This is a genomic window from Terrabacter sp. P5_B1 (genome assembly GCF_056400505.1).
Map to the genome: position 1 here is coordinate 1 of NZ_JBFULD010000016.1, position 23,275 is coordinate 23,275.

General features: G+C 71.9%; 22 protein-coding genes and 1 tRNA gene. 11 read left to right on the forward strand and 12 right to left on the reverse strand.

The features are described from left to right. The 6 genes from AC1DP0_RS02495 to egtB form a co-directional block, all read right to left on the reverse strand. On the reverse strand, positions 1-1,041 hold a 1,041-nt coding region (locus tag AC1DP0_RS02495), incomplete at its 3' end, for a GNAT family N-acetyltransferase (protein WP_478082317.1). A gap of 48 nt (positions 1,042-1,089) precedes the next feature. Then, entirely contained in the window at positions 1,090-2,559 is a 1,470-nt protein-coding gene (locus AC1DP0_RS02500) for a hypothetical protein (protein WP_478082318.1), read from the reverse strand. Positions 2,560-2,572: 13 nt separating this feature from the next. Next, on the reverse strand, positions 2,573-3,229 hold the full coding sequence (locus tag AC1DP0_RS02505; RefSeq protein ID WP_478082319.1) for an ABC transporter ATP-binding protein: 657 nt from the start codon (positions 3,227-3,229) through the stop codon (positions 2,573-2,575). 88 nt (positions 3,230-3,317) lie between these two features. Then, on the reverse strand, positions 3,318-3,779 hold the full coding sequence (locus AC1DP0_RS02510) for a DUF3817 domain-containing protein (protein ID WP_478082320.1): 462 nt from the start codon (positions 3,777-3,779) through the stop codon (positions 3,318-3,320). A gap of 139 nt (positions 3,780-3,918) precedes the next feature. Next, the gene (egtD, locus tag AC1DP0_RS02515; protein WP_478082321.1) at positions 3,919-4,899 is read right to left on the reverse strand and encodes an L-histidine N(alpha)-methyltransferase; all 981 of its coding nucleotides are present in this window, start codon (positions 4,897-4,899) and stop codon (positions 3,919-3,921) included. Next, the gene (egtB, locus tag AC1DP0_RS02520) at positions 4,896-6,197 is read right to left on the reverse strand and encodes an ergothioneine biosynthesis protein EgtB (protein ID WP_478082322.1); all 1,302 of its coding nucleotides are present in this window, start codon (positions 6,195-6,197) and stop codon (positions 4,896-4,898) included. The genes egtD and egtB overlap by 4 nt, the downstream gene beginning before the upstream one ends. 187 nt (positions 6,198-6,384) lie before the next feature. On the opposite strand from egtB, the gene AC1DP0_RS02525 reads away from it, so the two are divergent. The 4 genes from AC1DP0_RS02525 (at position 6,385) to nicT (ending at position 11,792) form a co-directional block, all read left to right on the forward strand. Then, complete coding sequence (locus AC1DP0_RS02525; RefSeq protein ID WP_478082323.1) at positions 6,385-8,982, forward strand: DNA polymerase III subunit gamma and tau; 2,598 nt, start codon at positions 6,385-6,387, stop codon at positions 8,980-8,982. A 68-nt stretch (positions 8,983-9,050) separates the two neighbouring features. Next, positions 9,051-9,809 (forward strand): class I SAM-dependent methyltransferase, encoded by a 759-nt coding sequence (locus AC1DP0_RS02530; protein ID WP_478082324.1) that lies wholly within the window; start codon positions 9,051-9,053, stop codon positions 9,807-9,809. A 147-nt stretch (positions 9,810-9,956) separates the two neighbouring features. Further along, positions 9,957-10,631, forward strand: a complete 675-nt coding sequence (locus AC1DP0_RS02535) for a lysophospholipid acyltransferase family protein (RefSeq protein WP_478082325.1) — start codon at positions 9,957-9,959, stop codon at positions 10,629-10,631. 45 nt (positions 10,632-10,676) lie between these two features. Next, complete coding sequence (nicT, locus tag AC1DP0_RS02540; protein ID WP_478082326.1) at positions 10,677-11,792, forward strand: Nickel transporter NicT; 1,116 nt, start codon at positions 10,677-10,679, stop codon at positions 11,790-11,792. 1 nt (position 11,793) lies between these two features. Here nicT and AC1DP0_RS02545 read toward each other — a convergent pair whose 3' ends face one another. Continuing rightward, a complete protein-coding gene (locus tag AC1DP0_RS02545; RefSeq protein WP_478082327.1) occupies positions 11,794-12,192 on the reverse strand; it encodes an aminotransferase class I/II-fold pyridoxal phosphate-dependent enzyme in 399 nt (132 codons plus the stop codon). An 86-nt stretch (positions 12,193-12,278) separates the two neighbouring features. On the opposite strand from AC1DP0_RS02545, the gene recR reads away from it, so the two are divergent. From recR to AC1DP0_RS02560, 3 genes are all read left to right on the forward strand, one after another. Then, a complete protein-coding gene (recR, locus tag AC1DP0_RS02550) occupies positions 12,279-12,878 on the forward strand; it encodes a recombination mediator RecR (RefSeq protein ID WP_344256736.1) in 600 nt (199 codons plus the stop codon). A gap of 136 nt (positions 12,879-13,014) precedes the next feature. Further along, entirely contained in the window at positions 13,015-13,602 is a 588-nt protein-coding gene (locus AC1DP0_RS02555) for a DUF5063 domain-containing protein (protein WP_478082328.1), read from the forward strand. Between the two features lie 130 nt (positions 13,603-13,732). After that, complete coding sequence (locus AC1DP0_RS02560) at positions 13,733-15,004, forward strand: aspartate kinase (RefSeq protein WP_478082329.1); 1,272 nt, start codon at positions 13,733-13,735, stop codon at positions 15,002-15,004. 106 nt (positions 15,005-15,110) lie between these two features. Here the strand turns inward: AC1DP0_RS02560 and AC1DP0_RS02565 are convergent, their stop codons facing one another. Then, a complete protein-coding gene (locus AC1DP0_RS02565) occupies positions 15,111-16,451 on the reverse strand; it encodes an FAD-dependent oxidoreductase (protein WP_478082330.1) in 1,341 nt (446 codons plus the stop codon). 185 nt (positions 16,452-16,636) lie between these two features. Between AC1DP0_RS02565 and AC1DP0_RS02570 the strand changes: the two genes are divergently transcribed. Then, on the forward strand, positions 16,637-16,849 hold the full coding sequence (locus AC1DP0_RS02570; RefSeq protein WP_478082331.1) for a hypothetical protein: 213 nt from the start codon (positions 16,637-16,639) through the stop codon (positions 16,847-16,849). Between the two features lie 56 nt (positions 16,850-16,905). Continuing rightward, positions 16,906-17,940 (forward strand): DNA topoisomerase IB, encoded by a 1,035-nt coding sequence (locus AC1DP0_RS02575; protein ID WP_478082332.1) that lies wholly within the window; start codon positions 16,906-16,908, stop codon positions 17,938-17,940. Between the two features lie 84 nt (positions 17,941-18,024). Here the strand turns inward: AC1DP0_RS02575 and AC1DP0_RS02580 are convergent, their stop codons facing one another. Then, a complete protein-coding gene (locus AC1DP0_RS02580; RefSeq protein WP_442279457.1) occupies positions 18,025-18,513 on the reverse strand; it encodes a pyridoxamine 5'-phosphate oxidase family protein in 489 nt (162 codons plus the stop codon). 55 nt (positions 18,514-18,568) lie between these two features. Further along, positions 18,569-20,038: an MDR family MFS transporter gene (locus tag AC1DP0_RS02585; protein ID WP_478082336.1), complete on the reverse strand. Its 1,470-nt coding sequence runs from the start codon at positions 20,036-20,038 to the stop codon at positions 18,569-18,571. Positions 20,039-20,300: 262 nt separating this feature from the next. Here AC1DP0_RS02585 and AC1DP0_RS02590 point away from each other — a divergent pair, with 262 nt between their 5' ends. Further along, the gene (locus AC1DP0_RS02590; protein WP_478082333.1) at positions 20,301-21,419 is read left to right on the forward strand and encodes a carboxylate-amine ligase; all 1,119 of its coding nucleotides are present in this window, start codon (positions 20,301-20,303) and stop codon (positions 21,417-21,419) included. Positions 21,420-21,606: 187 nt separating this feature from the next. Here the strand turns inward: AC1DP0_RS02590 and AC1DP0_RS02595 are convergent. Both AC1DP0_RS02595 and AC1DP0_RS02600 read right to left on the reverse strand, forming a co-directional pair. Next, positions 21,607-21,683, reverse strand: a tRNA-Pro gene (locus AC1DP0_RS02595). 135 nt (positions 21,684-21,818) lie between these two features. Then, positions 21,819-22,757, reverse strand: a complete 939-nt coding sequence (locus AC1DP0_RS02600) for a metallophosphoesterase (protein WP_478082334.1) — start codon at positions 22,755-22,757, stop codon at positions 21,819-21,821. 81 nt (positions 22,758-22,838) lie between these two features. Between AC1DP0_RS02600 and AC1DP0_RS02605 the strand changes: the two genes are divergently transcribed. Continuing rightward, positions 22,839-23,275, forward strand: a 437-nt coding sequence (locus tag AC1DP0_RS02605; RefSeq protein ID WP_478082335.1) for a GatB/YqeY domain-containing protein, incomplete at its 3' end; no start/stop codon positions are given.

Consider the following 23,275-nt stretch of genomic DNA (forward strand, 5'->3'; position numbering starts at 1 on the left):
ACCGTCGGGCCCGTCGGGCCCGTCGGGCCCGTCGGCGCGGGTGGCCGTGCCGCGGCCAGCTGACACCGCCAGCGTCCACCGGCCGGAGTTCGCCGGGGCGTCGGCGTCCTCGACGAGAAGGTCCACCTCGACCGAGCCGTGAGGGCCGAAGCCCCGGTCGCCGAACGCGGCCGCGAGGTCCACGACCCGTCCCATCCACGGGACCTGTTGCACCTCCGTGGCCGGCAGGCCGCCGAGCACGAGCGTGACCGGGTCCCGTGGGTCGAGGTAGGAGTGCACCGTCGGCGCGGCCGACGATCCCGACCCGACGACACCCCACAGGGTCCTCGCGGCCGCCGGCGTCGTGGCGACGAGGTGCTCGACGGTGACAGCCTGCTCGGACAGGTCGTAGAGGACGAAACCGCCGTCGACGGCGTACGCGATGAGCTCGTCCCGCTCGAGCGTCCCCTCGAGCGCCTCGACCGACGGCACCATCGGTCCGCTGGCCCCGTGCCGAGCACTCGCCGCACGGGCCAGCTCGTGCATCCACTGCGCGTCGGCGCGGGTCGCCGGCCGGAGTCCGCCCGACCCGCCCTGCCCGGCGCCGGAGGTGCCGAGGTCGCGAAGGAGGTGGGCGGCATACGTCGTCCGCGTCTGTACGCCGCCGATCTCGTAGCCGGAGCGGCGGTACAGGGTGGCCGTCGTCGGGAAGAGGCAGGACACGACGTCGCCGAGCTCGCCCATCCGGGCGATCAGGGCGCGGGTCAGGGTCGTCGCGACGCCGCGGCCGCGGGCGCTCGGTTCGACGTAAACACCGGCGACGCCACCCATCCGCAGGTGCCGTCCGCCCCAGGCCTGCTCGAAGGGCCGGATGCGACCCGCACCGACGACGGTGCCGGAGTCGTCGACCACGGCGATCATCCGGCCGCCGAGCGTCTCGGCAGAGACCCGTTGCCACCAGACGTCACCACCGGTGCCGAGCGGCCCGAAGGACCGGTTGCGGATGCCCAGGACGGCGGGGAGGTCGGCGTCGACGACGTCGCGCGTGCGCAGCTCGCTCATGGGCCGAACCTAACGACTGGCCGAGACCGAGGGCGACCGGGTTGTCGGTCAGGCCCGGTGGAGGTAGGTGAGGCGACGGACCTTCGAGACCGCCCAGGCGAGGACGGCGTAGACGAACCAGCTCACGACCGAGAGCCACGTGTAGTTGCCGGCCTTGGTGAGCACCGCGACGATCGAGCCGAGCAGGACGACGGTCAGCGCCGGCACGGCATACCAGACCGCCACCATCTGGGGACGGAGCACGAAGGTCGGGGAGCCGCGGAAGGCTGCCAGCACGTTGCCCGCGACGACGAGCACAAGGACGAGCCACAGCGACAGTGGTGCGCTGACCGGCAGCGACCCGAACGCCGCCGCGACGCCGACCCAGCCGCCGAGGACGACGACCGTGAGCGCGGTCGGCACCGTCACGTGGGCGATGGCCTCGGCGACCTCGCCGGTGCCGAGGAGCGAGGGCGTGCCGACGTTGTCGGCCTGCAGGCGCAGGCCCTCGGCCCAGGCGCCGAAGCCGAGGTAGAGGGGCAGCAGCCCGATCGTCGCCGCGATGCTCGGGGCGGCCGGCTGCGTGAACGCCCACGTGACGATCGCGCCGCCGAGCACGGTCAGGCCCAGGCCCGAGAGGAAGGCTCCCGGGGTGCGCCGCAGGCCGAGGACGTCGCGCCGCACCAGCACACCGAACGGACGGCCCGGGCGCAGTCGCGCGGAGCGGCCGTGCCGGACGGGTCGGGTCAGGGCGAGCCGCGCCGTGCGGAGGTTGCCGGTGAGGGCCGACCCCGCCATCGTCGAGGTGTTGGCCGAGTGGGCGCGCAGCGACTCGGCGTGCAGCTCCCGGAGGGCGTCGGGCACTCGCCACAACAGGCTGAGGCCGCGGTCGGGTCCGGGCCACGAGCGGACCTGCGACCACAGCCAGAGGCGGGTCGCGAGGATCCCGAGCGCGGTGCCGATCACCGTCGTCACGAGAATCGTGCCGACGCCGGCGACATGGGCGAAGGCCAGACCGGCCCCGACGGTCAGCCCGCTGAGCGCGCCGACGAAGAGGCCGCCGACCGCGGCGTAGCGCCACCACCGGCGCAGCGCCAGGGCCCGGTCGAGCGGGACGGGCAGCACGAGGTCGATCCACGGCATGGGTGGGACCACCGGCCCGCGGAAGCGCCCGGCGAACACGACGGCGCCGAGGAGGGCCGCCACCGAGGCGACGAGGAGGGCGATGGCCACCGGGGAGCGCAGCTGCTCCCCGAGCGAGCTCGCGTCGGACGTGCGGAAGACCGCCTGGACGATCGGCAGGCCGTAGACGAGGGCGCCGAGGAAGAGGACGTAGCCGGCGTACAACCCCTGCTGCCGGGCTTTGCGCGCGGCGTCGCCACCGATGACCCAGTCGGCCTGGCCGAGCAGGTCGTGGTCGTCGTAGTCGACCTCGGTCGCGGCCGGGACCTGCGCCGCCGGGTCGAATGCCGTGTGGCGCGGCGGTGCCTCGGGTGCTGGTGCGGGTGCGGTGGGTGCCGGCTTCTTGCGCTTGCTCATGCCGCGTCCCCGGTCAGCGCGCCGGCACGACGTCGACGACGCGGGTCGCGAGCCTGGTCGTCAGCTCCGGGTCGTGGCAGGCCATGACGACGGTGCAGCCGGACTCGGTGCGCTCGCTGATCAGGTCCGCCACCACCTGGCGCTTGCCGGTGTCGAGGCGCTGCTCCGGCTCGTCGAGCAGCACGACGCTCGCCGGCCGCGAGAAGGTCAGGGCGAGGCGGAAGAGCTGCTCCTGTCCCGACGAGAGCTCGTGGGGGAAGCGGTCGTCCAGGTGCGCGATGCCGAGGCGGTCGAGCAGGGCGAGGCTGCGGTCGTCCGACGTGGCCGGCTCGCCGCCCCACGTCGAGTCGATGAGGACGAGGTGGTCGACGAGCGTGAGGTCGCGATAGGTCGTCGGGGCGCCGAGCAGGGCCGCGACGGCAGCACGCACGGCTCGGTCGCGCTCGTCGGCCCCGCGGCCGCCGATGGTCGCGGTGCCGGTGCTCGGCACGAGCAGGCCGCCGATGATCCGCAGCAGCGTCGTCTTGCCCGAACCGTTGGGGCCGCGGAGGACGATGCACTCGCCCGGGTCGGCACTGACATCGGTCGGGAGCAGCAGGGTCGTCTCGTCGATCGTCTTGCCGACGCCCTCCGCGCGGACCTCACCGGTCAGCACTGCGACCGCACCCATCTGCACCCATCCCTTCGCTGGCCCTGTCGCGCTGTCGGAAGCCACCGTATGCCGCTTGGCTCCGAACGCGCTGATCGGCCGAGAGCAGTCAGCCCTGCGGATTGACGGGCGGTCCCAGGAGGAGGGCGACGCCGGTCAGGGCGAGGACCGCGACGGCGCCCACGGCGACGGCGACCATGGGACGCGCGAGGAGGGTCGCAACGATCCGCTCGGCGGGGTTGGTCGGCGTCTCCCCGTCGCGCCCCAGACGCCAGCCGCCCTCGAGGCGCCCGCGCCGCTCGAGTCGACGCTCCCACCAGACGGTGAGGAACGGCGGCACGGCGCTGAGCAGCCCCAGCAGGCCCTCACGGGCCGTCCAGCGCTGGTTGACCCAAAGCAGGACCGTGACGAGGCAGAAGGCGATGAAGACGACGCCGTGCGCGAGCCCGAAGACCTTGACGCCGACTTCGGTCGTGCGCGTGACGTACTTGAGGACCATTCCGAGCAGGAGCAGCGCCCACGTCACCACCTCCGCGAGGGCGATCCGGCGATAGAGGGTGCGAGGGGTCATGCGGCTGTCTCCTACGTCGTGTCGTACTCGAGCGCCCAGTATGCCAAGCCGCGGGCTCCCTCTCGACCACAGCCCCCTCTCCGATCGAAAGAGCAGTCCGTCCGGACGGACTGCTCTTTCGATCGGATGGTCGGGAGGGTCAGCCGGCGCGCCGGGAGAGGGTGAGGGCGAAGTCGTCGTCGGGGTCGGTCCACCTGCGCTCGACGGTGAAGCCGGCCGCGGCCAGCTCGTCACACAGGCTCTCGGGGCGGAACTTCGTCGAGATCTCGACGCGGATCTCCTCACCGTGCGCCAGCTCGAACGTCAGGTCGGCGCCGGGGATGGTGACGCGCTGCGGCATGTCGGCCCGCAGCCGCAGGTCCATCCGCTCCTGACGCGGGTCCCAGAAGGGCACGTAGGAGAAGGCGTCGATGTCGAAGTCGGCCCCGAGCTCACGGTTGAGCACGTGGAGGCAGTTGGTGACGAAGGCGGCGGTCACCCCCCGGGTGTCGTCGTAGGCGGAGATGAGCCGGTCGGTGCTCTTGACGAGGTCGGTGCCGAGCAGGAACCAGTCACCCGGCTCGAGACTGTCGTGGAGTGCCCCGAGGAAGGCCGCCCGCTCCTCGACGTAGAAGTTGCCGATGGTCCCGCCGAGGAAGGCGACCAGGCGACGACCTTCGCGTGGAAGATGGCCGAGGTGGAGGGTGAAGTCGCCGACGAGCGCCTCGACCTGCAGCGCGGGGTAGCACTCGGCCAGCATGACGGCCGCGTCGCGCAGCGTCTGCTCGGAGACGTCGACCGGCACGAAGCGCTCGAGCCTGCCGACGGCTGCGAACGCATCGAGCAGGGTGCGGGTCTTGTCGCTCGTGCCGCTGCCGAGCTCGACGAAGGTCGTGGCGTCGCACGCGGTCACGATGCCGACGGCGTGGTCGCGCAGGATCGCCCGCTCGCGCTCGGTCGGGTAGTACTCCGGCAGCCGGGTGATCTGGTCGAAGAGCTCGGAGCCGACGTCGTCGTAGAGCCACTTCGGCGACAGCGAGCGCGGCTGCGAGCCGAGGCCGCGCCGGACGTCGTCGACGAGGGCCCCGGAGGCCCAGTCGGGGTCGAGGGCAACGGTCACGACCGGCTCAGGAGCGGTCACGAGCGGACACCCCCGTCGGCGAGGCGGACCCCGGACAGGGCCCAGCGCGAGCCGGGCGGGAAGAAGTTGCGATAGGACAGTCGCGCGTGGCCCGGGGGCGTCAGGGCGCAGCCGCCGCGCAGGACCATCTGACCCGACATGAACTTGCCGTTGTACTCGCCGATGGCGCCCGCGGGCGGGTGGTATCCGGGGTAGGCGAGGTAGGCCGAGCTCGTCCACTCCCAGCAGTCGCCGTAGACCTGGCGCAGGTGCCCGGTCGGCGGCCCGGCCGGCCGTGGGTGGAACGTCTGGGTGTCGGCGAGGTTGCCGCCGGCGGTCGACGCCTCGCCCTGCCCGTCCGCCACGACGGCGTGCTCCCACTCGCCCTCGGTGGGCAGTCGCTTGCCGGCCCAGGTGGCGTAGGCGTCGGCCTCGTAGTGGCTGACGTGGCTCACCGGCAGTCCCGGATCTACCGGGCGGGTGCCGCTCAGCGTGTGCTCGAACCACACGCCGTCCACCTCGCGCCAGTAGAACGGCGCCCGCCAGCCCTCCCCGCGCACCCTGGCCCAGCCGTCGGAGAGCCACAGCTCGTGCCGCTCGTAGCCGCGGTCGGCCATGAACGCCAGCCACTCGCCGTTCGTCACGAGCCGGTCGGCGAGGCGGTAGGGCTCGAGCCACTGCTGGTGCAGCGGCAGCTCGTTGTCGAAGCTGAACCCGCCGCCCCGGTGACCGACCTCGACGAGGCCGCCCTCGACGTCGACCCAGCCCAGCGGGTCCGGGTCGGACGACGTGAGGGGCGTGCCGGCATACGACGGCTGGAGGGGGTTGACGGACAGCACGTGCTTGATGTCCATGAGCAGCAGCTCCTGGTGCTGCTGCTCGTGGTGGAAACCGAGCTCGATGGTCGGGCTCAGCTTCTGGAGCGAGCCACCATCGAGGGTGCTCACGAGGTCGCGCACGCGGGCATCGACGTCGGCGCGGTAGAGGCCGACGTCGTGGGCGCCGGGCCGGGTGATGAAACCACGCTCGGCGCGGGCGTAGCGCGGCCCGACGCCCTCGTAGTAGCTGTTGAAGAGGAACCAGTACTGGTCCTGGTAGGGCCTGAAGGACGGCTCGTTGTCGGCGAGCACGAACGTCTCGAAGAACCACGTCACGTGCGCGCGGTGCCACTTCGTCGGCGACACGTCCGGCATGGACTGAACGGTCTGGTCCTCGGGTGAGAGCGGGGCGGTGAGCGCCTCGGTCTGGGATCTCACCTCGTCGTAGCGTGCGACGAGTGCGTCGGTGTCCCACTGATCCTGCTGGGTCGGGTCGGGCATGGCGTCCTCCTCCGTCCGGCCGTTGCGTGGTTCGCTCGACGGGCCGGTGCATCGACCCTAGGCACACCTGCCGACGGCCGCCCTCGGAACGTCACACCGTCAGCTGCTGTTCACCCTTTCGCCCCCCGGTGTGGCGGCCCTTCGGTCGGCGTTCCCGGCGTCGGTCGTGGCGGTTAGGGTTTCGGGCATGGCCACCGCCCTGTACCGCCGCTATCGGCCCGAGAGCTTCGCCGACGTCATCGGCCAGGAGCACGTGACGGAGCCGCTCATGCAGGCGCTGCGCACGGGCCGGGTCAACCACGCCTACCTCTTCAGCGGTCCGCGCGGCTGCGGCAAGACGACGAGCGCGCGCATCCTGGCGCGCTGCCTCAACTGCGAGCAGGGACCGACGCCGATCCCGTGCGGCACGTGCGACTCGTGCGTGGCCCTCGCGCGTGGGGGGTCGGGGTCCGTCGACGTCATCGAGATCGACGCCGCGAGCCACGGTGGCGTCGACGACGCGCGTGACCTGCGCGAGCGGGCGAGCTACGGCCCGGCGCAGAGCCGCTTCAAGATCTACATCATCGACGAGGCGCACATGGTGACGCCGCAGGGCTTCAACGCGCTGCTCAAGATCGTCGAGGAGCCGCCGGAGCACGTGAAGTTCGTCTTCGCCACGACCGAGCCCGAGAAGGTCATCGGCACCATCCGCTCCCGGACGCACCACTACCCGTTCCGGCTCGTGCCGCCGGCCAAGCTCACGAGCTACATGGAGCGGCTCCTCGAGGCCGAGCACGTCGCGACCCAGCCCGGCGTGCTCAGTTTCGTCACGCGCGCCGGCGGCGGCTCGGTGCGTGACTCCCTGTCGGTGCTCGACCAGCTCATCGCCGGCTCGGGTCCTGAGGGCCTGACCTACGACGGCGCCGTGTCGCTGCTCGGCTTCACGGACGGCGAGCTGCTCGACAGCACCGTCGACGCGCTGGCGGCCGGCGACGGCGCAGCCACCTTCCGCCAGGTCGACAAGGTCATCGAGTCGGGCCACGACCCGCGCCGTTTCGTCGAGGACCTCCTCGAGCGGTTGCGCGACCTCATCATCGTGGCGGCGATCCCCGAGGGCGCCGGGCAGGTGCTGCGCGGCGTCCCCGAGGACCAGCTCGAGCGCATGCGCGTGCAGCAGGCGGGCTTCGGCCCGGGTGCGCTCTCGCGGGCGGCTGACATCGTCAACACCGGCCTCACCGAGATGACCGGGGCCACGGCGCCGCGGCTGCAGCTCGAGCTGATCTGCGCGCGCATCCTCCTCCCGGCCGCCTCCGGCGAGCAGGGGTATGCCGCCCGCCTCGACCGTCTCGAGCGTCGCCTCGACGTCGGGGGAGTCCCGACCGCTGCCCGAGGGGACGCGCCAGCCGCTCCTGGCGGGTCGCCCTCGACGGCGGGGGCGGCGGCAGTCGCTGCTCCGCCGCGCACGGTCTCGGACTACACGCCCCCGTCGAGCGGAGGCGGTCCGGGTGCCTCGCACGCCGCCGGTGGCATGGGTGGTGGCGGTCGCAGCTCGGGCATCGAGACCGCAGGCGGGTCGTCCGGTCCGGCGTCGGGTCCGGGCCCCGGCGATGCGGGGCGCGTCGACGCGGCGCGCGCCGAGGTCGGTGCGCCACCCGTGATGACTCCGGGCGAGTCGGTCGGTGGCCCGTCGTCCGTCGTCGAGCCGACCGGTGGTGGCCAGCACCTCGCGGGTGCGTCCGAGCAGGTCCGGTCCGGAGCGGGCACCTCCGCTGGTTCGTCCGGCGCATCCGGCGCCTCGGTCCCGGCGCCTGAATCGCCCTCTGCCGCAGCGCCGTCGGGCGAGGCCACGCAGGGGGCGGTCGGTGGCATGGACACCGACGCGATCCGGCGGGCGTGGCCCAACGTCCTCGGCCGCATCTTCACGATGCGCCGCATCACGTGGACCTTCGTCTCGCAGAACGCCCAGGTCACGGCCTTTGACGGCAGGACCCTGACGCTCGGCATCGCGACGGCCGGGCTCACGCAGACCTTCCGAGCGGGCAACCACGCCGACATCGTGCGCCAGGCGCTCATCGACGAGCTGGGGGTCGACGCTGTCGTCGACGGGATCCACATGGCCGCCGTGTCGCAGCAGACTCCGGTCGCGCCACCGCTGGGAGCCGTTGCCGCGGGGCTCCCCGACCCGCCGAGCAAGGGCGCCCCAGCCGGTCCGGCCGACAGCGGGCAGGGAGGCGCTCGGGCCGGTGACGGTGGTGCGGGACGTTCGTCATGGGGTGACGCCGGCGCGGGGCATGAGTCCGCCGGCCCGGGAGGCAACGCTCCGACCGGGACCGGCGGCCCCGGTGGAGCGTCCCCGTCCGGAGGCGCGGCGCTCGCCGACGCCGGACTGAGCCCTGTCTCGGGCCGGTCGCTACAGGACAATGCCGGCTGGGGGTCCACGACGGGGCCGGCCCCGGACTGGGCCACCGGGCCTGCTTCCGCGTCGCCGCCCACCGTCTCGCCGTCCACCGCTTCGCCGTCCGCTGCGTCGCCGCCCCCGGGAGCCGCCTCGGCGGGTGGCGCCTCCGGGGGAGAGGCGCCGACAGACTCCGCGGTGCGGGGCGCGAGCGCCGTGCGCCAGTCGTTCGCCCAGGCCCGGTCACGGGCCGGGGCACGCTCCACCGACGACGACCAGTCTCGACAGCCAGTCACCGACGACTCCGCCGTGAGCGACGACGACGAGGACATCGAGCAGTCCGGCGACGTCGGTCGATCGGTCATCGAGAAGGTCCTCGGCGGCCGCGTCGTCCAGGAGCGCGACAACTGACCCGTCCCCCAGGTCTGGCAATCGTCATAACCCGGAGGGACCTGCGCGTCCGGGAGTAGCGTCGAGGCGTGACCTTCGAGGTTGCGGCGGACGCGTACAACCGGTTCATGGGGCGTTATTCGGTGCCGCTCGCCGAACGCTTCGCCGACTGGTCAGGTGTCGCCAGACCCGGTCGGGCGTTGGACGTGGGTTGTGGCACGGGAGCCCTGACCCGGGTGCTCATCGAGCGGCTGGGCGTCGACGGCGTCTCGGCGGTCGACCCGTCCCCGCGATTGCTCGCCGCCCTACGGCAGGCGTTCCCCACCCTCGACGTGCAGACCGCGGCGGCCGAGCAGCTGCCCTACCCCGACGACCTCTTCGACCACGCGCTCGCGCAGCTCGTGGTCAGCTTCATGACGGACCCGGTGCTCGGGTTGCGGGAGATGTCCCGGGTCACGCGCCCCGGCGGCACGGTGTCGGCGTGTGTGTGGGACCTCGCCGGTGGCGGCGCACCGCTGGCCCCCTTCTGGCGGGCGGCGCGCGACCTCGACCCCGGCGTCGACGACGAGTCCGGCAGGCCCGGGACCAGGGAGGGCGAGCTGGTCCACCTCTGCGACCAGGCCGGCCTGAACCAGATCGAGGGGACCGCCCTGACCGTCACCGTGCGACACCCGACCTTCGAGGACTGGTGGGTGCCCTACACGTTCGGCGTCGGTCCGGCGGGTGCGCACGTGCGGAGCCTCGACGAGGTGGCCCGGGTGCGGTTGCGCGACCACTGCCGGGAGCTGTTGCCCGACCCGCCCTTCTACATCATGGCGATCGCGTGGGCGGTGCGCGCTCGCGCCTGACGCGGCTGACGCGGCTGACGCGGACCGAGCCGGCGCGGACCGAGCCGGCGCGCCCGCCCGGGCACCCGGCATACCAGAGGTGGTCATCCGGCGGCTGCGACGGACGGTCGCGACGGACGCTCCGCCCCCGGCCCTAGGCTGTGGCCCATGTTCTACAGCCTCGGGCGCAACCTCCTGTACCCGCTGTCCCATGCGCTGTACCGGCCCACGATCGAGGGCAAGGAGAACATCCCGCGGGAGGGCGGCGTCATCGTCGCGAGCAACCACCGCTCGTTCATCGACTCCTTCGCCATCCCGCTCGCGTCGCCGCGGCAGGTCCGCTTCCTCGCCAAGGAGGAGTACTGGACCGGCACCGGTGTCGGTGGCTTCCTGCGCAAGGGCTTCTTCAGCGCCGTCGGGATGGTGCCGGTCAACCGGCACTCGGCCACCGCGGCGCAGGAGAGCCTCGACACGGCGCTCGAGGTGCTCCGGGCCGGCGACRCATTCGGGATCTATCCCGAGGGCACTCGGTCACGGGACGGCCGGCTCTACCGGGGTCGCACCGGCGTGGCCTGGCTCGCCCTCACCGCTCAGGTGCCGATCGTGCCCGTCGGGCTCATCGGCACCGAGCAGATCCAGCCGGTCGGGGCCCGGTTTCCCAAGCTTGCGAAGGTCACGGTGCGCTTCGGTGCCCCGATCGGCGTCGAGGAGTACTCCGGTATGCCCGCGGGCAAGGCGCGTCGTCTGCTGACCGACCGCGTCATGGCCGCCATCGCTGACCTGAGCGGCCAGGAGCGCGCCGACACGTACAACGAGGTGCCGGGCGTCGAATCCCCGATGTGAGCGATTCCTTTGCAGATGCGACCCTGTCGCATCTAGCGTGGGTCCGTGACCGAAGCCTCCGCGTCGTCCCTCGCCACCGCCACGCGAGCGTCGGCGACCCATCGGCTCGGCCGCAGTGAGCGCCGCAGCCTGCTCGGGATGGCCACCGTCATCCTCGTGCTGCACCTCGTCGGCTGGGGGCTGCTCGTCGGCGTCGTGGCGCCGCACCAGTACCAGGTCGCAGGTCAGCTCTTCGGGGTCGGGCTGGGGGTCACGGCCTACACCCTCGGCATGCGGCACGCGTTCGACGCCGACCACATCGCGGCCATCGACAACACGACGCGCAAGCTGATGGCCGAGGGCCAGCGCCCGATGAGCGTCGGCTTCTGGTTCAGCCTCGGCCACTCGTCGGTCGTCTTCGTCATGGTCGCGCTCGTCGCCTTCGGCATCCGGGCGCTGGCCGGTGCGATCGAGGACGACAGCTCGACCCTCCAGCAGGTGACGGGCGTCTGGGGAACCGCGATCTCCGGCGTCTTCCTCGTCCTCATCGGTCTCATCAACCTCGCCGCGCTCGTCGGGATCCTCAAGGTCTTCCGGCGCATGCGCGCGGGCCACTACGACGAGGCCGAGCTCGAGCGCCAGCTCGACAAGCGTGGCCTGCTCAACCGGATTCTCGGTCGGGTGACGCGGACGGTGCGCAAGTCCTGGCACATGTACCCCGTGGGGCTGCTCTTCGGCCTCGGCTTCGACACGGTCACCGAGGTCGGGCTGCTCGTCATCGCCGGCGGCGCCGCCGCGGCCAACCTGCCCTGGTATGCCGTGCTCATCCTCCCCGTGCTCTTCGCCGCGGGGATGTCGCTCCTCGACTCCATCGACGGGTCGTTCATGAACTTCGCCTACGGCTGGGCCTTCAGCAAGCCGGTGCGCAAGATCTACTACAACATCACCGTCACGTCCCTCTCGGTCGCCGTCGCGCTCGTCATCGGGGTCATCGAGCTCGTCGGTCTCCTCGGCGACAAGCTCGACATCACCTCGGGTCCGGTCGCCTGGATCGGCTCGATCGACCTCGCAGACGTCGGCTTCTGGATCGTCGGGCTCTTCGTCGTCACCTGGGTCGTGGCGCTCGCCGTGTGGCGCTACGGGCGCATCGAGGAGCGCTGGTCAGCGGCGTTGCCCGACTGACTCAGGCCGTGGTCGTGTGCCGCGCCTCCTCGATGGCGGCGCGGAAGTGGGGCAACGCAGCCTCGATGGACTCGGCGGTCGACGTGAGGCAGACCCGGAACCATCCCGGCGTCTCGAAGAGCGTCCCCGGCAGGACGAGGACGCCGCGACGCTCGAGTGATGCGACGAACGCCTCCTCGTCCGGGACGGGCGAGCGCGGCCGGAGGTAGAACGTGCCCTCTGGTGAGGCGACCTCGTAGCCCATCCCACGCAGCGCCGTGACGAGCCGGTCGCGCTTGGCCTCGAGCGGGGGCACGTCGAAGGCCAGGGTCTCGAGCGTGGGCACGGCGTGCTGCAGGACCGCGTTGGGCAAGAGCCACCCAGCCGCGATCTGCATCAGGTCCACGGCTCGCTCGTGCACGCGCCCTCCTCAGGGACGACGTCGGCTCCCACGCTAGACCGGTGGGGCGGTCCGCGAGACGGCTTCGCGAGGCTTAGGGTTGCCGTGTGTACGAAGGCGCGGTCCAGGACCTGATCGACGAGCTCGGACGACTCCCCGGAGTCGGGCCCAAGAGCGCGCAGCGCATCGCCTTCCACCTGCTCCAGGCCGACTCCGACGACGTCACGCGTCTCGTCACGGCGCTGACCGAGGTCAAGGCCCGGGTCCGCTTCTGCGAGGAGTGCGGCAACGTCGCCGAGGCCGAGAAGTGCCGCATCTGCGCCGACCCGCGCCGCGACCACACCGCGATCTGCGTCGTCGAGGAGCCCAAGGACGTCGTCGCGATCGAGCGCACCCGTGAGTTCCGTGGCAAGTACCACGTGCTCGGCGGCGCCATCAGCCCCATCGACGGCATCGGCCCCGACGACCTGCGCGTCCGCGAGCTCATGACCCGCCTCGCGTCCGGCGAGGTGCAGGAGGTCATCATCGCGACCGACCCCAACCTCGAGGGCGAGGCGACGGCCACCTACCTGAGCCGGCTGCTGCGTGACGTCGGCCTCACGGTGACGCGGCTGGCGTCGGGCCTCCCCGTCGGCGGCGACCTCGAGTACGCCGACGAGGTGACCCTCGGACGAGCCTTCGAGGGCCGCCGCCGCGTCGACGCCTGACCACCCTCGCGCGCCCCCACCCCGGATCGCTCTTTCGATCAGGGCGGGGGGCGTATGCCGTTCGCCTGGGCTGGGTGCGCCCGTTCCCGGGGCGACCGGGGCGACCGGGCCGCACGGCATACGGCATGCTGGGACCATGACTGATGACCCGGTGACCGAGGGCCACGCGAGCGAGGTCGACGACCTGTCGGGCCTGGCCGACCTGACCGCGGTGGAGGCGAGCGCCTTCCTGACGTCCGTCACGGAGGTGGCGTCGGGCAGCTCGCCCGACACGGCGCTGCCGCTGGTGACGCTCGCGCTCTCCCAGGTGCTCCTCGCCGGCGCGCGGCTCGGGGCGATCGAGGACGTCGTGCCGGAGGAGCGGTTCGAGCCGGACGCGACCGACGACGACGCCGACCCGCTGCGCACGGGGCTCGCGAACGTCTTCGCCGGCATCGACGACTACGTCTACGTCATCGACCCGATCACCTCGTCGGAGCGTGCCGACGGCTCGATCACCAACGACCTCGTCGACGTGGCAGTGTCGCTGAGCCACGGGCTCAAGCACTACGCGACCGGGCGCAAGCGCGAGGCCCTGTGGTGGTGGCAGTTCGGCTACCTGTCGCACTGGGGCGACCGGGGTCTGACGGCGCTCCGCGCGCTGCACTCGATCCTCGCCCACCTGCGCCTCGACGCGGACGAGGAGACCGTCGGCGAGGCGGAGTTCGACGCGCTGCACCCGTAGTCCGCGGCAGAACGTGCGGCGCCCGGGACGAATCGGCGCACATCTCACCATCGTGACGGCCCGATGGGCCCTGAGCGCCCGACCCTAGACTCGGACGCACCGCAGACCATCGAGGAGATCCGGAGCCAGTGTGAGCATCGTCGTCCAGAAGTACGGCGGTTCGTCCGTGTCCGACGCCGAGGCCATCAAGCGCGTGGCCCGGCGCATCGTCGAGACGCAGCGGGCCGGGCACTCCGTGTGCGTCGTCGTCTCGGCGATGGGCGACACGACGGACGAGCTGATGGACCTCGCCGAGCAGGTCTCGCCCGCGCCGCCGGCCCGCGAGCTCGACATGTTGCTGACCTCGGGCGAGCGCATCTCGATGGCGCTCGTCGCGATGGCCATCGCGCAGCTCGGTGCCGAGGCGCGGTCCTTCACCGGCAGCCAGGCCGGCGTCATCACCGACGACGCCCACGGCGCCGCCCGCATCATCGACGTGACACCCGGCCGCATCCAGAGCGCCCTCGACGCCGGCCACATCGCCATCGTCGCCGGCTTCCAGGGCGTCAGCCAGACGACGAAGGACATCACGACCCTCGGCCGTGGCGGTTCCGACACGACGGCCGTCGCGCTCGCCGCGGCCCTGCAGGCCGACGTCTGCGAGATCTACACCGACGTCGACGGCGTCTTCACCGCCGACCCGCGCGTCCTGCCGAGCGCCCGCAAGCTCGACGTGCTCTCGATGGAGGAGATGCTCGATCTCGCCGCCAACGGCAGCAAGATCCTGCACCTGCGCTGCGTCGAGTACGCCCGCCGCTACGGCATCCCCATCCACGTGCGCTCGTCGTGGTCGCAGAAGGCCGGCACGTGGATCAAGGACAACCCCTACGAAGGAGAAGGCGCTGTGGAAGCTCCGATCATCGCCGGTATCGCCCACGACCGCAGCGAGGCCAAGATCACCATCGTCGGGGTGCCCGACCGGGTGGGCATCGCCGCCAAGATCTTCGGCGCCATCGCGGAGTCGGGCATCAACATCGACATGATCGTGCAGAACGTGTCGGCCGCCGAGACGGCGAAGACCGACATCTCCTTCACCCTCCCGCAGGCCGACGGCGCCCGCGGCATGCAGGTGCTCCAGTCGATCAAGCACGAGGTGGAGTACGCCGACCTGCGCCTCGACGACAAGATCGGCAAGATCGCGCTCGTCGGAGCCGGCATGAAGAGCCACCCGGGAGTGTCGGCGAAGTTCTTCGGCGCCCTCGCCGAGGCCGGCATCAACATCGAGATGATCTCGACCTCCGAGATCCGCGTCTCGGCGGTGACGCGGGCCGAGCAGCTCGACGACGCCGTCCGTGCCGTGCACACGGCCTTCGGGCTCGACTCCGCAGACGAGGCGATCGTCTACGGCGGCACCGGCCGCTGATCCGGCTCGCCGGGAGCCCTCGCACACCCTCTGGACAGCCGCACACCGTGCACAGTGTGCGGCTGACCTTCTGCGGCGCGGGTGGCCGTGGGCCGTGCGAACGACGTCAGGCAGGGACGGCGGTCGCCACGATGTCGGCCAGCTCCTCGCGTGACGGACCCGGATCGGGCTGCGGGCGCCAGCCCGTGCGGTAGACGGCTCGCGCCTGCTCCTCGACGGTCCGCAGGGCCGAGGGGAGGGCCTGCATCGACAGGTACGGCCCGACGGCCTCCCCGATCGAGGGGTCCTGCGAGGCGGCCATCATGATGACGTCGGACGGCAGCCGCCCAGCCAGGTCGACGTCGTCGCCGGCCCAGCGCCGCGCCTGCGCATGGTCCATCGCGATGTGGTCCTCGACCCAGGGCCGCATCCGCGCCTCGTCCCACGCGTCGAGCTCCTCGCCCACCGCCTCGACGTCGGGTCCGTGCTCGTCGACGAGGCGCAGCAGCTCGCTGACCTGGGTGAGCGAGGTCGTCAACCCTCGGCCGAAGTTCGGTGTCGTCGTGCACACGGCGTCCCCGACGAAGACGAGCCCTGGCAGTGCGAGCTGGCCCGCCGGGCCACGCTGCCCGCGGTACACGTTGAGCAGCGGCCCGCCCGGCAGCACGTCGGTGAGCGCCTCAGCGACCTCGGTCCCGGTCCAGGCGGCGAGTCCCGGGATCGCAGCGCTCGCGGCCTCGAACGCCCTCACGTGCCTGAGTCCGACAAGGTCCCGGTCCGCTGTCGACCGGATGATGAGGGCGGAGAAGATGCCCTTCTCGTGCAGAAAGACCAGGACCATGAAGCCGACGTAGTTGCCCTGCCAGGCAATGGCATTCGCCATCGGCGGCAGCGGGGCGCCCGGCAGCAGGCGGTAGGTGCGGTCGACGTAGGCGATCCCGCACTCCCCGCCGACCCCGGGGCCACGAAGGTGCCGGTTGACCCGGCCGGACCGGCCGGAGGCGTCGACGACGAGGTCGGCCTCGAGGTCCCCGCCGTCGACGCGGATGCCCTGGGCACGGCCGCAGCTCGTCGTGACCCCGTCGACGTGACCTGTGCACACCTCGAGGCCGGGCTGCTCGAGCGCCGCGGAACGCACCGCCCGCTCGAAGGTCTCGCGCCGCGAGCGCATGCCGGCCGGCACCGTCCGGCCGTCGCCGACCGGCATCTCGATCGGCTCAGCGCCCATGGCGAGCCACGCGTCCCACGCCGCGGGGGCCTCGGCGCGGAGCACCTCGCCGACCTGTGGCCGGAAGGCATGCGCGTGGTGGAACTGCATGACACCCCGGCGGGCCCACGGGGCCCCACCCGGGGGCGGCCCGGGATCTCGGTCGACCGCCACGACAGCGTGCCCGCGGCGTGCGAGACCCATTCCCGTGACGAGGCCCGTGGGACCTCCTCCGATGACGGCGACCTTCACGACCACCACCCCCTCGCACCTCCACAGTGGGAGTGGACCTGCTGGGCGTCAAGCGATTTCGGGCTGCCCGCAGGCGCGTAGCCACGATCTGCGGCATATGCCCGCCGCTGGTTCACAGGTTCACCGATGCGGGCCGCGGGTATGTTCGAAGACACAGCAACAGTCACCTACTCGGGGCGATAGGGACAAGCAACGTGACCCCTCACGAATCACATCTGCAGAGCGACGGCTCGGTCTTCCCGCCCGTCACGCCCGACCCGCCGCCGCCACCCGGCCAGGTGGAGATCAAGGTGCCCGACATCGTGCCGGTGGCGACGCCCGACGGCCCGGACCGCGCGAGCGACACCCGCGAGACCCAGGACGCCACGTCCGAGACGGCCGGCGTGCGGGAGTCGCCACCCGACTGACGGCTCCGCTCCGACGCTGCGTTCGCGCACCGCGGCGAACCGGGTATCTCCTCGGTGTGAGACTGCGGCGGAGCGTCATCGACAAGCCCGGGATCCGTCGTGTGCGGCGAGGCCGCGGCTTCGGCTACGTCGACGCCGACGGTCGCACGGTCGACGCGGCGACCCGGGAGCGGATCACGGCTCTCGTCATCCCGCCGGCGTGGCAGGACGTCTGGATCAGCCCCCATCCGAACGGGCACATCCAGGCTGTCGGCACCGACGACGCCGGCCGGCGCCAGTACCTCTACCACGACGCCTGGCACGAGGAGCGCGGCCGGGCGAAGCACGACCGCGTCATGGTCCTCGCGCGCAAGCTGCCGGCGGCACGCAAGCAGATCGCCGCCGACCTGCGCACCAGCGGGCTGACGAGGAAGCGCGTCACGGCCGCCGGACTGCGGATGCTCGACGCCGGACTCTTCCGCAGCGGCGGTGAGGAGTACGAGGCCGAGCACGGCTCCCACGGGGTGGCGACGCTCCTGCGCTCACACGTGACCGTCAGTGGGGAGGACGTCACGTTCGAGTTCCCCGCCAAGTCCGGGGTCACGCGCGAGGCGGTCATGACCGATCAGCTGCTCGCGCGGATCGTGCTGTCCCTCAAGCGAAGTGGTTATCCGGGCGAGCGCCTGCTCGCCTACCGCGACACCAGCGGATGGCACGAGCTGCGGTCGAGCGACCTCAACGTCGCGTTCAAGGAGCTCGTCGGTCAGGAGCACACCGTCAAGGACCTGCGCACGTGGGCGGCGACCGTGACCGCCGCCGTCTCCCTCGCGCGGATCGGTCCCGTCGCGTCCGAACGCGAGCTCAAGCGGGCCGAGAAGGACGCCATGAAGATCGTGTCGGAGCACCTCGGCAACACGCCGGCCGTCGCGCGCCGGTCGTACGTGGACCCTCGGGTCCTCGACGAGTACGCCGTCGGCCGCACCATCGCACGCAGTCTCAACCGCTTGAGCAAGGCGGACCGCGGCCGCCTCGAGGTCGGCGACCTGCTGCAGGTCCGCGACCGGGACGCCCTCGAGCGGGCGGTGGCGCGCCTCGTCAAGGGTGCCGCCTGAGCGGTTCATCCCAAAAGCAGGTATGCCCCCGGGGCCCCCTTCTGAGCGAAGGTGCCCGGCGGCATACACGGGCGTGTCAGGCGTTCAGAGGTCGACGACCTCGTTGTCGCCCTCCAGGCGCTCGCCGGTCACCTTCGCCTTGATGAAGTTGGCGATCTGCGTGACCTTGGCGCCGGGGGAGTCCCAGTACTCGGCCGAGTCGGCGCTCACCTTGATGAGGATGTTGTTGGGGTTCTCCGGGCCGCCCTCGAGCCACGCGCCCGTGAAGGAGTTCCACAGCTCGGCGAGCTTGGCCGTGTCGTCGACGATCGTCGCGGTGCCGGACAGCGACACCCACGAGCTCTGCGAGCTGTAGGCCACATTGACCTTCGCCGGGGACTGCGCGGCGATGTCACGGGCCTTGTGGCTGTCGCGCTCCGCGACGAAGAGGACGTCACCGTCGAACTCCACCTCCTGCGTCGCCATCGGGTGGCTGACGAGTGCGCCGTTGGAGTCCACGTGCGTCAGCATCGCGATCCGGATGTCCTTGATCAGGTCTGCGACCTTCTTCGTGCCGTCGTCGTGCTCGCTCATGGCGTACTCCTCCTCGGGGTCGGTGACGCTGTCATGGGGCACGTACCCGATGCGTTCAGGCGGTGGTCGAGGGTGTCGAGCGTGTCCAGCGTGTCGAGGGTTCGGCCAGGTCCAGCTCGGCGCTCTCCGTGGTGCTCTCCGTGGTGCTCTGCGGTGTGCTGTCCGAGGGGCCCCCGTGGGCAACGTCCTCGGCCCGCGTGTGCGGCATGATCAGCCCGGCCGCGATGCTGATGGCCGCTGCGACGAGCACGGCGAGGAAGACCGCCGCCGAGCCGGCCTGCACGGCCGTCTTCGACGCGTCCCCGCCCCGACTCGCGATGACGGCGTTGGCGATGGCACCGAAGATCGCGACGCCGACCGCGCTGCCCACCGAGCGCATGAACATGTTGGTGCCGGTGACGACGGCGCGCTCGTTCCACGGCACGGATGCCTGGGCCGCGATCAGCGTGGGGGTGGCCACCAGGCCGAGGCCGAGGCCGACGACGAGGCACGACCCGGCCGTCGACCAGACGTTGGGGGTCGACGAGGTGATCCAGAGGGACAGCGCGCCGACGGTCGCGATGACGAGGCCGATGAGCGCGGTCGGGCGGAAGCCGATGCGCATGTAGAGGCGCCCCGACTGCGACGCCGAGATCGGCCAGCCGATGGTGAGGGCGGCGACAGCGAGCCCGGCGGCGATCGGGGTGGCGCCCGTGGAGCGCTCGAGGAAGGTCGGCACGTAGGAGGTGAGGCCGACGAGCACGGCGCCGACTCCGATGCTGATGAGGCACGTCGCGACGATGAGCCGGCGCGTCAGGATCTCCAGGGGCAGCACCGGCTCCGGTGCGTGGCGCTCGACGAAGCCGAAGATGACGAGCAGGAGAGCGCCGACGGAGAAGGCGCCGATGCTCTGCCACGAGCTCCACGCCCAGGCCTGCCCGCCCTCGAGGACGGCCAGGATGAGCAGCGTCAGCGCGACCGTGAGAACGCCGGCACCGGCGTAGTCGATGCGGTGCCGGCGTCGCTCGACGGACTCGGCGTAGTTGCGCCACAGCATGCCTGCGGCGAGCAGGCAGAAGGGGATGTTGACGAAGAAGATCCAGCGCCACGACGCGAACTGGGAGAAGATGCCGCCGAGGGTGGGGCCGACGACGGACGACACGGCCCACACGCTCGCGATGTAGCCCTGGGTCTTGGCGCGCTCGGCCACGGTGTAGATGTCGGCAGCGATCGTCGTCGTCATGGGCAGCACCGCGCCGGCCCCGAGACCCTGCAGGGCTCGCATGACGATGAGCGAACCCATGTCCCAGGCGAACCCGCAGAGGATGCTGCCGACGAGGAAGAGTCCGATCCCGACGAGGATGACGGGTTTGCGTCCGACCGTGTCGGCGAGCTTGGCATAGACCGGGACCGACACGGCCTGCGCCAGCAGGTAGACCGAGAACAGCCACGGGAACTGGGTCAGGCCACCGAGGTCCGCGACGATGGAGGGAACCGCCGTGGCCAGGATGGTCGAGTCGAGCGCGATGAGCGACGTCGACAGCATGAGCGCGATGAGGATCGGCCCACGTTCCGAGCGGAATCCCAGGGTGGACGAGGTGGACACGATCCTCCAGATGCGGGTGGAGCCGGGAGCCCGGCGCGTGCGACGACAAAGAGGGACAACGCTCGTGGGCACGGTTCATTCCCGAGCCGCTCGGCATCCGGGACCGTGCATCGGCGTGCTGCAGCGTCCCGTTGCTGCCACTGTGGACTCAGGCCCGGCCCGACGGCATACGTCCACTGGTGGCCGGGAAAGGAGCGTCACGGTGCGAACTGTCGGTGTGGAGGAGGAGATGCTGCTCGTCGACCTGCACAGCGGACGGCCACGAGCGGTCTCCGGGCAGATGCTCGGGCACGCTCCGCGCCGGCGGCCCGAGTCGGCGGGCGTGGGGGTGCACGGCGCGGTCGCTGAGGAGATGCAGCAGCAGCAGATCGAGGCGCGCACCGCGCCGGTCGCCGACCTGACCGCACTCCGTGCCGAGATCCGGAGGTGGCGCTCCGAGGCCGTTGTGGCGGCGCGCAAGGCCGGCTCGGGCGTCGCCGCGCTCGCCACCTCGCCGCTGCCGGTGCGCCCGGTCCTGACGAGGTCACCGCGGTACGACTGGCTGGAGGACCGCTACCAGCTCACGGCACGTGAGCACCTGACGTGCGGCTGCCACGTGCATGTCTCCGTGGAGAGCGATGAGGAGGGCGTGGGCGTCCTGGACCGCATCCGGGTCTGGCTGCCGTCGCTGCTCGCGCTCAGCGCCAACTCGCCGTTCTGGAACGGCCAGGACTCCGGCTTCGCGAGCTACCGGTCCCAGGCGTTCGCGAGGTGGCCCTCGTGCGGGCCGACCGACTTCTTCGGCTCCGCGGAGGCCTACCACCGGCTCGTGCGCAGGATGGTGCTGAGCTCGGTGATCCTCGACCCGGGCATGGTCTACTTCGACGCCCGGCTGTCCCAGCACTACCCGACCGTGGAGATCCGCGCCGCGGACGTCTGCTTCTCCGTCGAGGAGGCGACCGTCGTCGCGGCCCTGTGCCGGGGACTCGTCGAGACGGCCGCGTGCGAGTGGGCGGCCGGCACGCAGGCGCCCGACGTGCCGACCCAGCTGCTGCGGATCGCGACGTGGCAGGCCGGACGGGAAGGGCTCGAGGGGAGCCTCATCGACTGGCGCACCGAGCTGCCCAGGCCGTGCTGGTCGGTGCTCGAGGCGCTCGTCGACCATGTGGGGCCCGCCCTGGAGGCGGCTGGAGATCTCGAGGTGGTGCACGAGGGGCTCRCCCGGGTGCGCGAGGAGGGCAACGGCGCCATCCGCCAGCGGGCCGTGATGGCGCGTACCGGGCAGCTCGCCGACGTCGTCGCCGCGTCGGTCCGCGAGACGTCGTCGTCGGTCGCGGGCTAGCGCGTCGGTCCGGTCGACCCCGCTTGCGGCTGCGGCGAGTCCGACGGGGAGACGAGTGTCGGGGTGGTCGGGTGAGAAGACCCGGCTCACGATCAGGACACGGACGCCGACGTGCCCTGCACTCCGCGGAGAACGCAGAGAGGCCCTTCGCTCCGAAGAGCAAAGGGCCTCTGACCTGCGATTTTGTTGGTCGGGGTGACAGGATTTGAACCTGCGACCTCTTCGTCCCGAACGAAGCGCGCTACCAAGCTGCGCCACACCCCGGTGCTGCGGCTGCCGTGGTCCGTGGACCGGAGGCAGCAAGCAGAGATGCTAGCGCAGCCCCCCGTCCATCTCCGAATCGGGCCGCCCTCACCCACCGGGTCACGTGGGCGGTGCCACCCCGACCCGGGCGTCGAGTCAGCCCTGCGAGCGGGGGACGAGCGTGAGAAGCGTGGCCTCGGGACGGCAGGCCAGGCGTACCGGGGCGGTGGGCGCGGTGCCAAGGCCGGCGGACACCTCGAGCCACGCGGCGTCCTCCGGGGCGTGTGACGAGAGTGCCCCGCCGGCCCCGGGCCACCAGCGTGAGAGGCCCTTGACGCGGCCCGTGTCGAGGTCGCAGTTCGTCACGAGGGCGCCGAAGCCGGGCACGCAGACCTGCCCGCCGTGCGYGTGGCCCGCCACGATGAGATCGGCGCCGTCGGCGGCATACGCGTCGAGCACCCGGAGGTAGGGCGCGTGGGTCACCGCGAGCGTCAGGTCGGTGCCGGGCGCAGCGGGTCCGCCCACGAGGTCGAGCCGGTCGTAGCCCAGGTGCGGGTCATCGACTCCGCGCACGTCGATGCGCAGGCCGCGCACGGTGATCGAGTCGCGACGGTTCGTCAGGTCGATCCAGCCCCGGGAGCCCAGACCGCGCAGGAGGTCAGCGGTGGGGAGCCGCAGAGTCGTGCCGACACCCTTCGCGTGGTTGCGCGTCAGGTAGCCCAGCGGGTTCTTCAGCTTCGGCGCGAAGTAGTCGTTGGACCCGAGGACGAAGATCCCCGGGATGCCGAGGAGCGGGTCGTACGCGTCGAGCAGCGACGGCACGGCGTCGTGCGCCGCGATGTTGTCGCCCGTCGTGATGACGAGGTCGGGGTCGAGCGAGGCGAGGCTGCGCACCCACGCCTGCTTGGCACGCTGGCGCGGCAACAGGTGCAGGTCCGACAGGTGCAGGACTCGCAGCGGGGGAGCCCCGTCGGGCAGCACCGGCACGTCGAAGCGGCGCAGCACGAAGGCGTTGCGCTCGACGAGCGAGGCCCAGCCGAGCACCCCCGTGCCGGCCATCCCCAGTCCCAGCACGGTCTTGGTCACGGCACGCATGGGCCTTATCCTCGCATCCGCGCGCCGTCACGACGTCCGAGCGCAGCCAGGCCGTGTGGCCCGACCTGACAGACTGGGCGCATGACCACCCTCAAGGAGCAGCTGCAGGCCGACCTCACCTCCGCGATGCGCGAGCGCGACCAGGTCCGGGCCGGCTCGCTGCGGATGGCCCTCACCGCCGTCACCAACGAGGAGGTCGCGGGCAAGGAACACCGCGTGCTGACCGACGACGACGTGCTCAAGGTCCTCACCAAGGAGGCCAAGAAGCGCCGCGAGGCCGCGGAGGCCTACACCGGAGCCGGTCGCGCGGAGCTCGCCGACAAGGAGGAGGCAGAGCTGGCCGTCCTCGAGGCCTACCTGCCGAAGCAGCTCGGCGACGACGAGCTCGAGGGGATCGTCCGCGAGGCCGTCACGGCCTCCGGAGCCAGCGGTATGCCGCAGATGGGCCTCGCGATGAAGGCTGCCAACGCCGCCGTGGCCGGGCGCGCCGAGGGCGGCCGCGTCGCGGCCATCGTGCG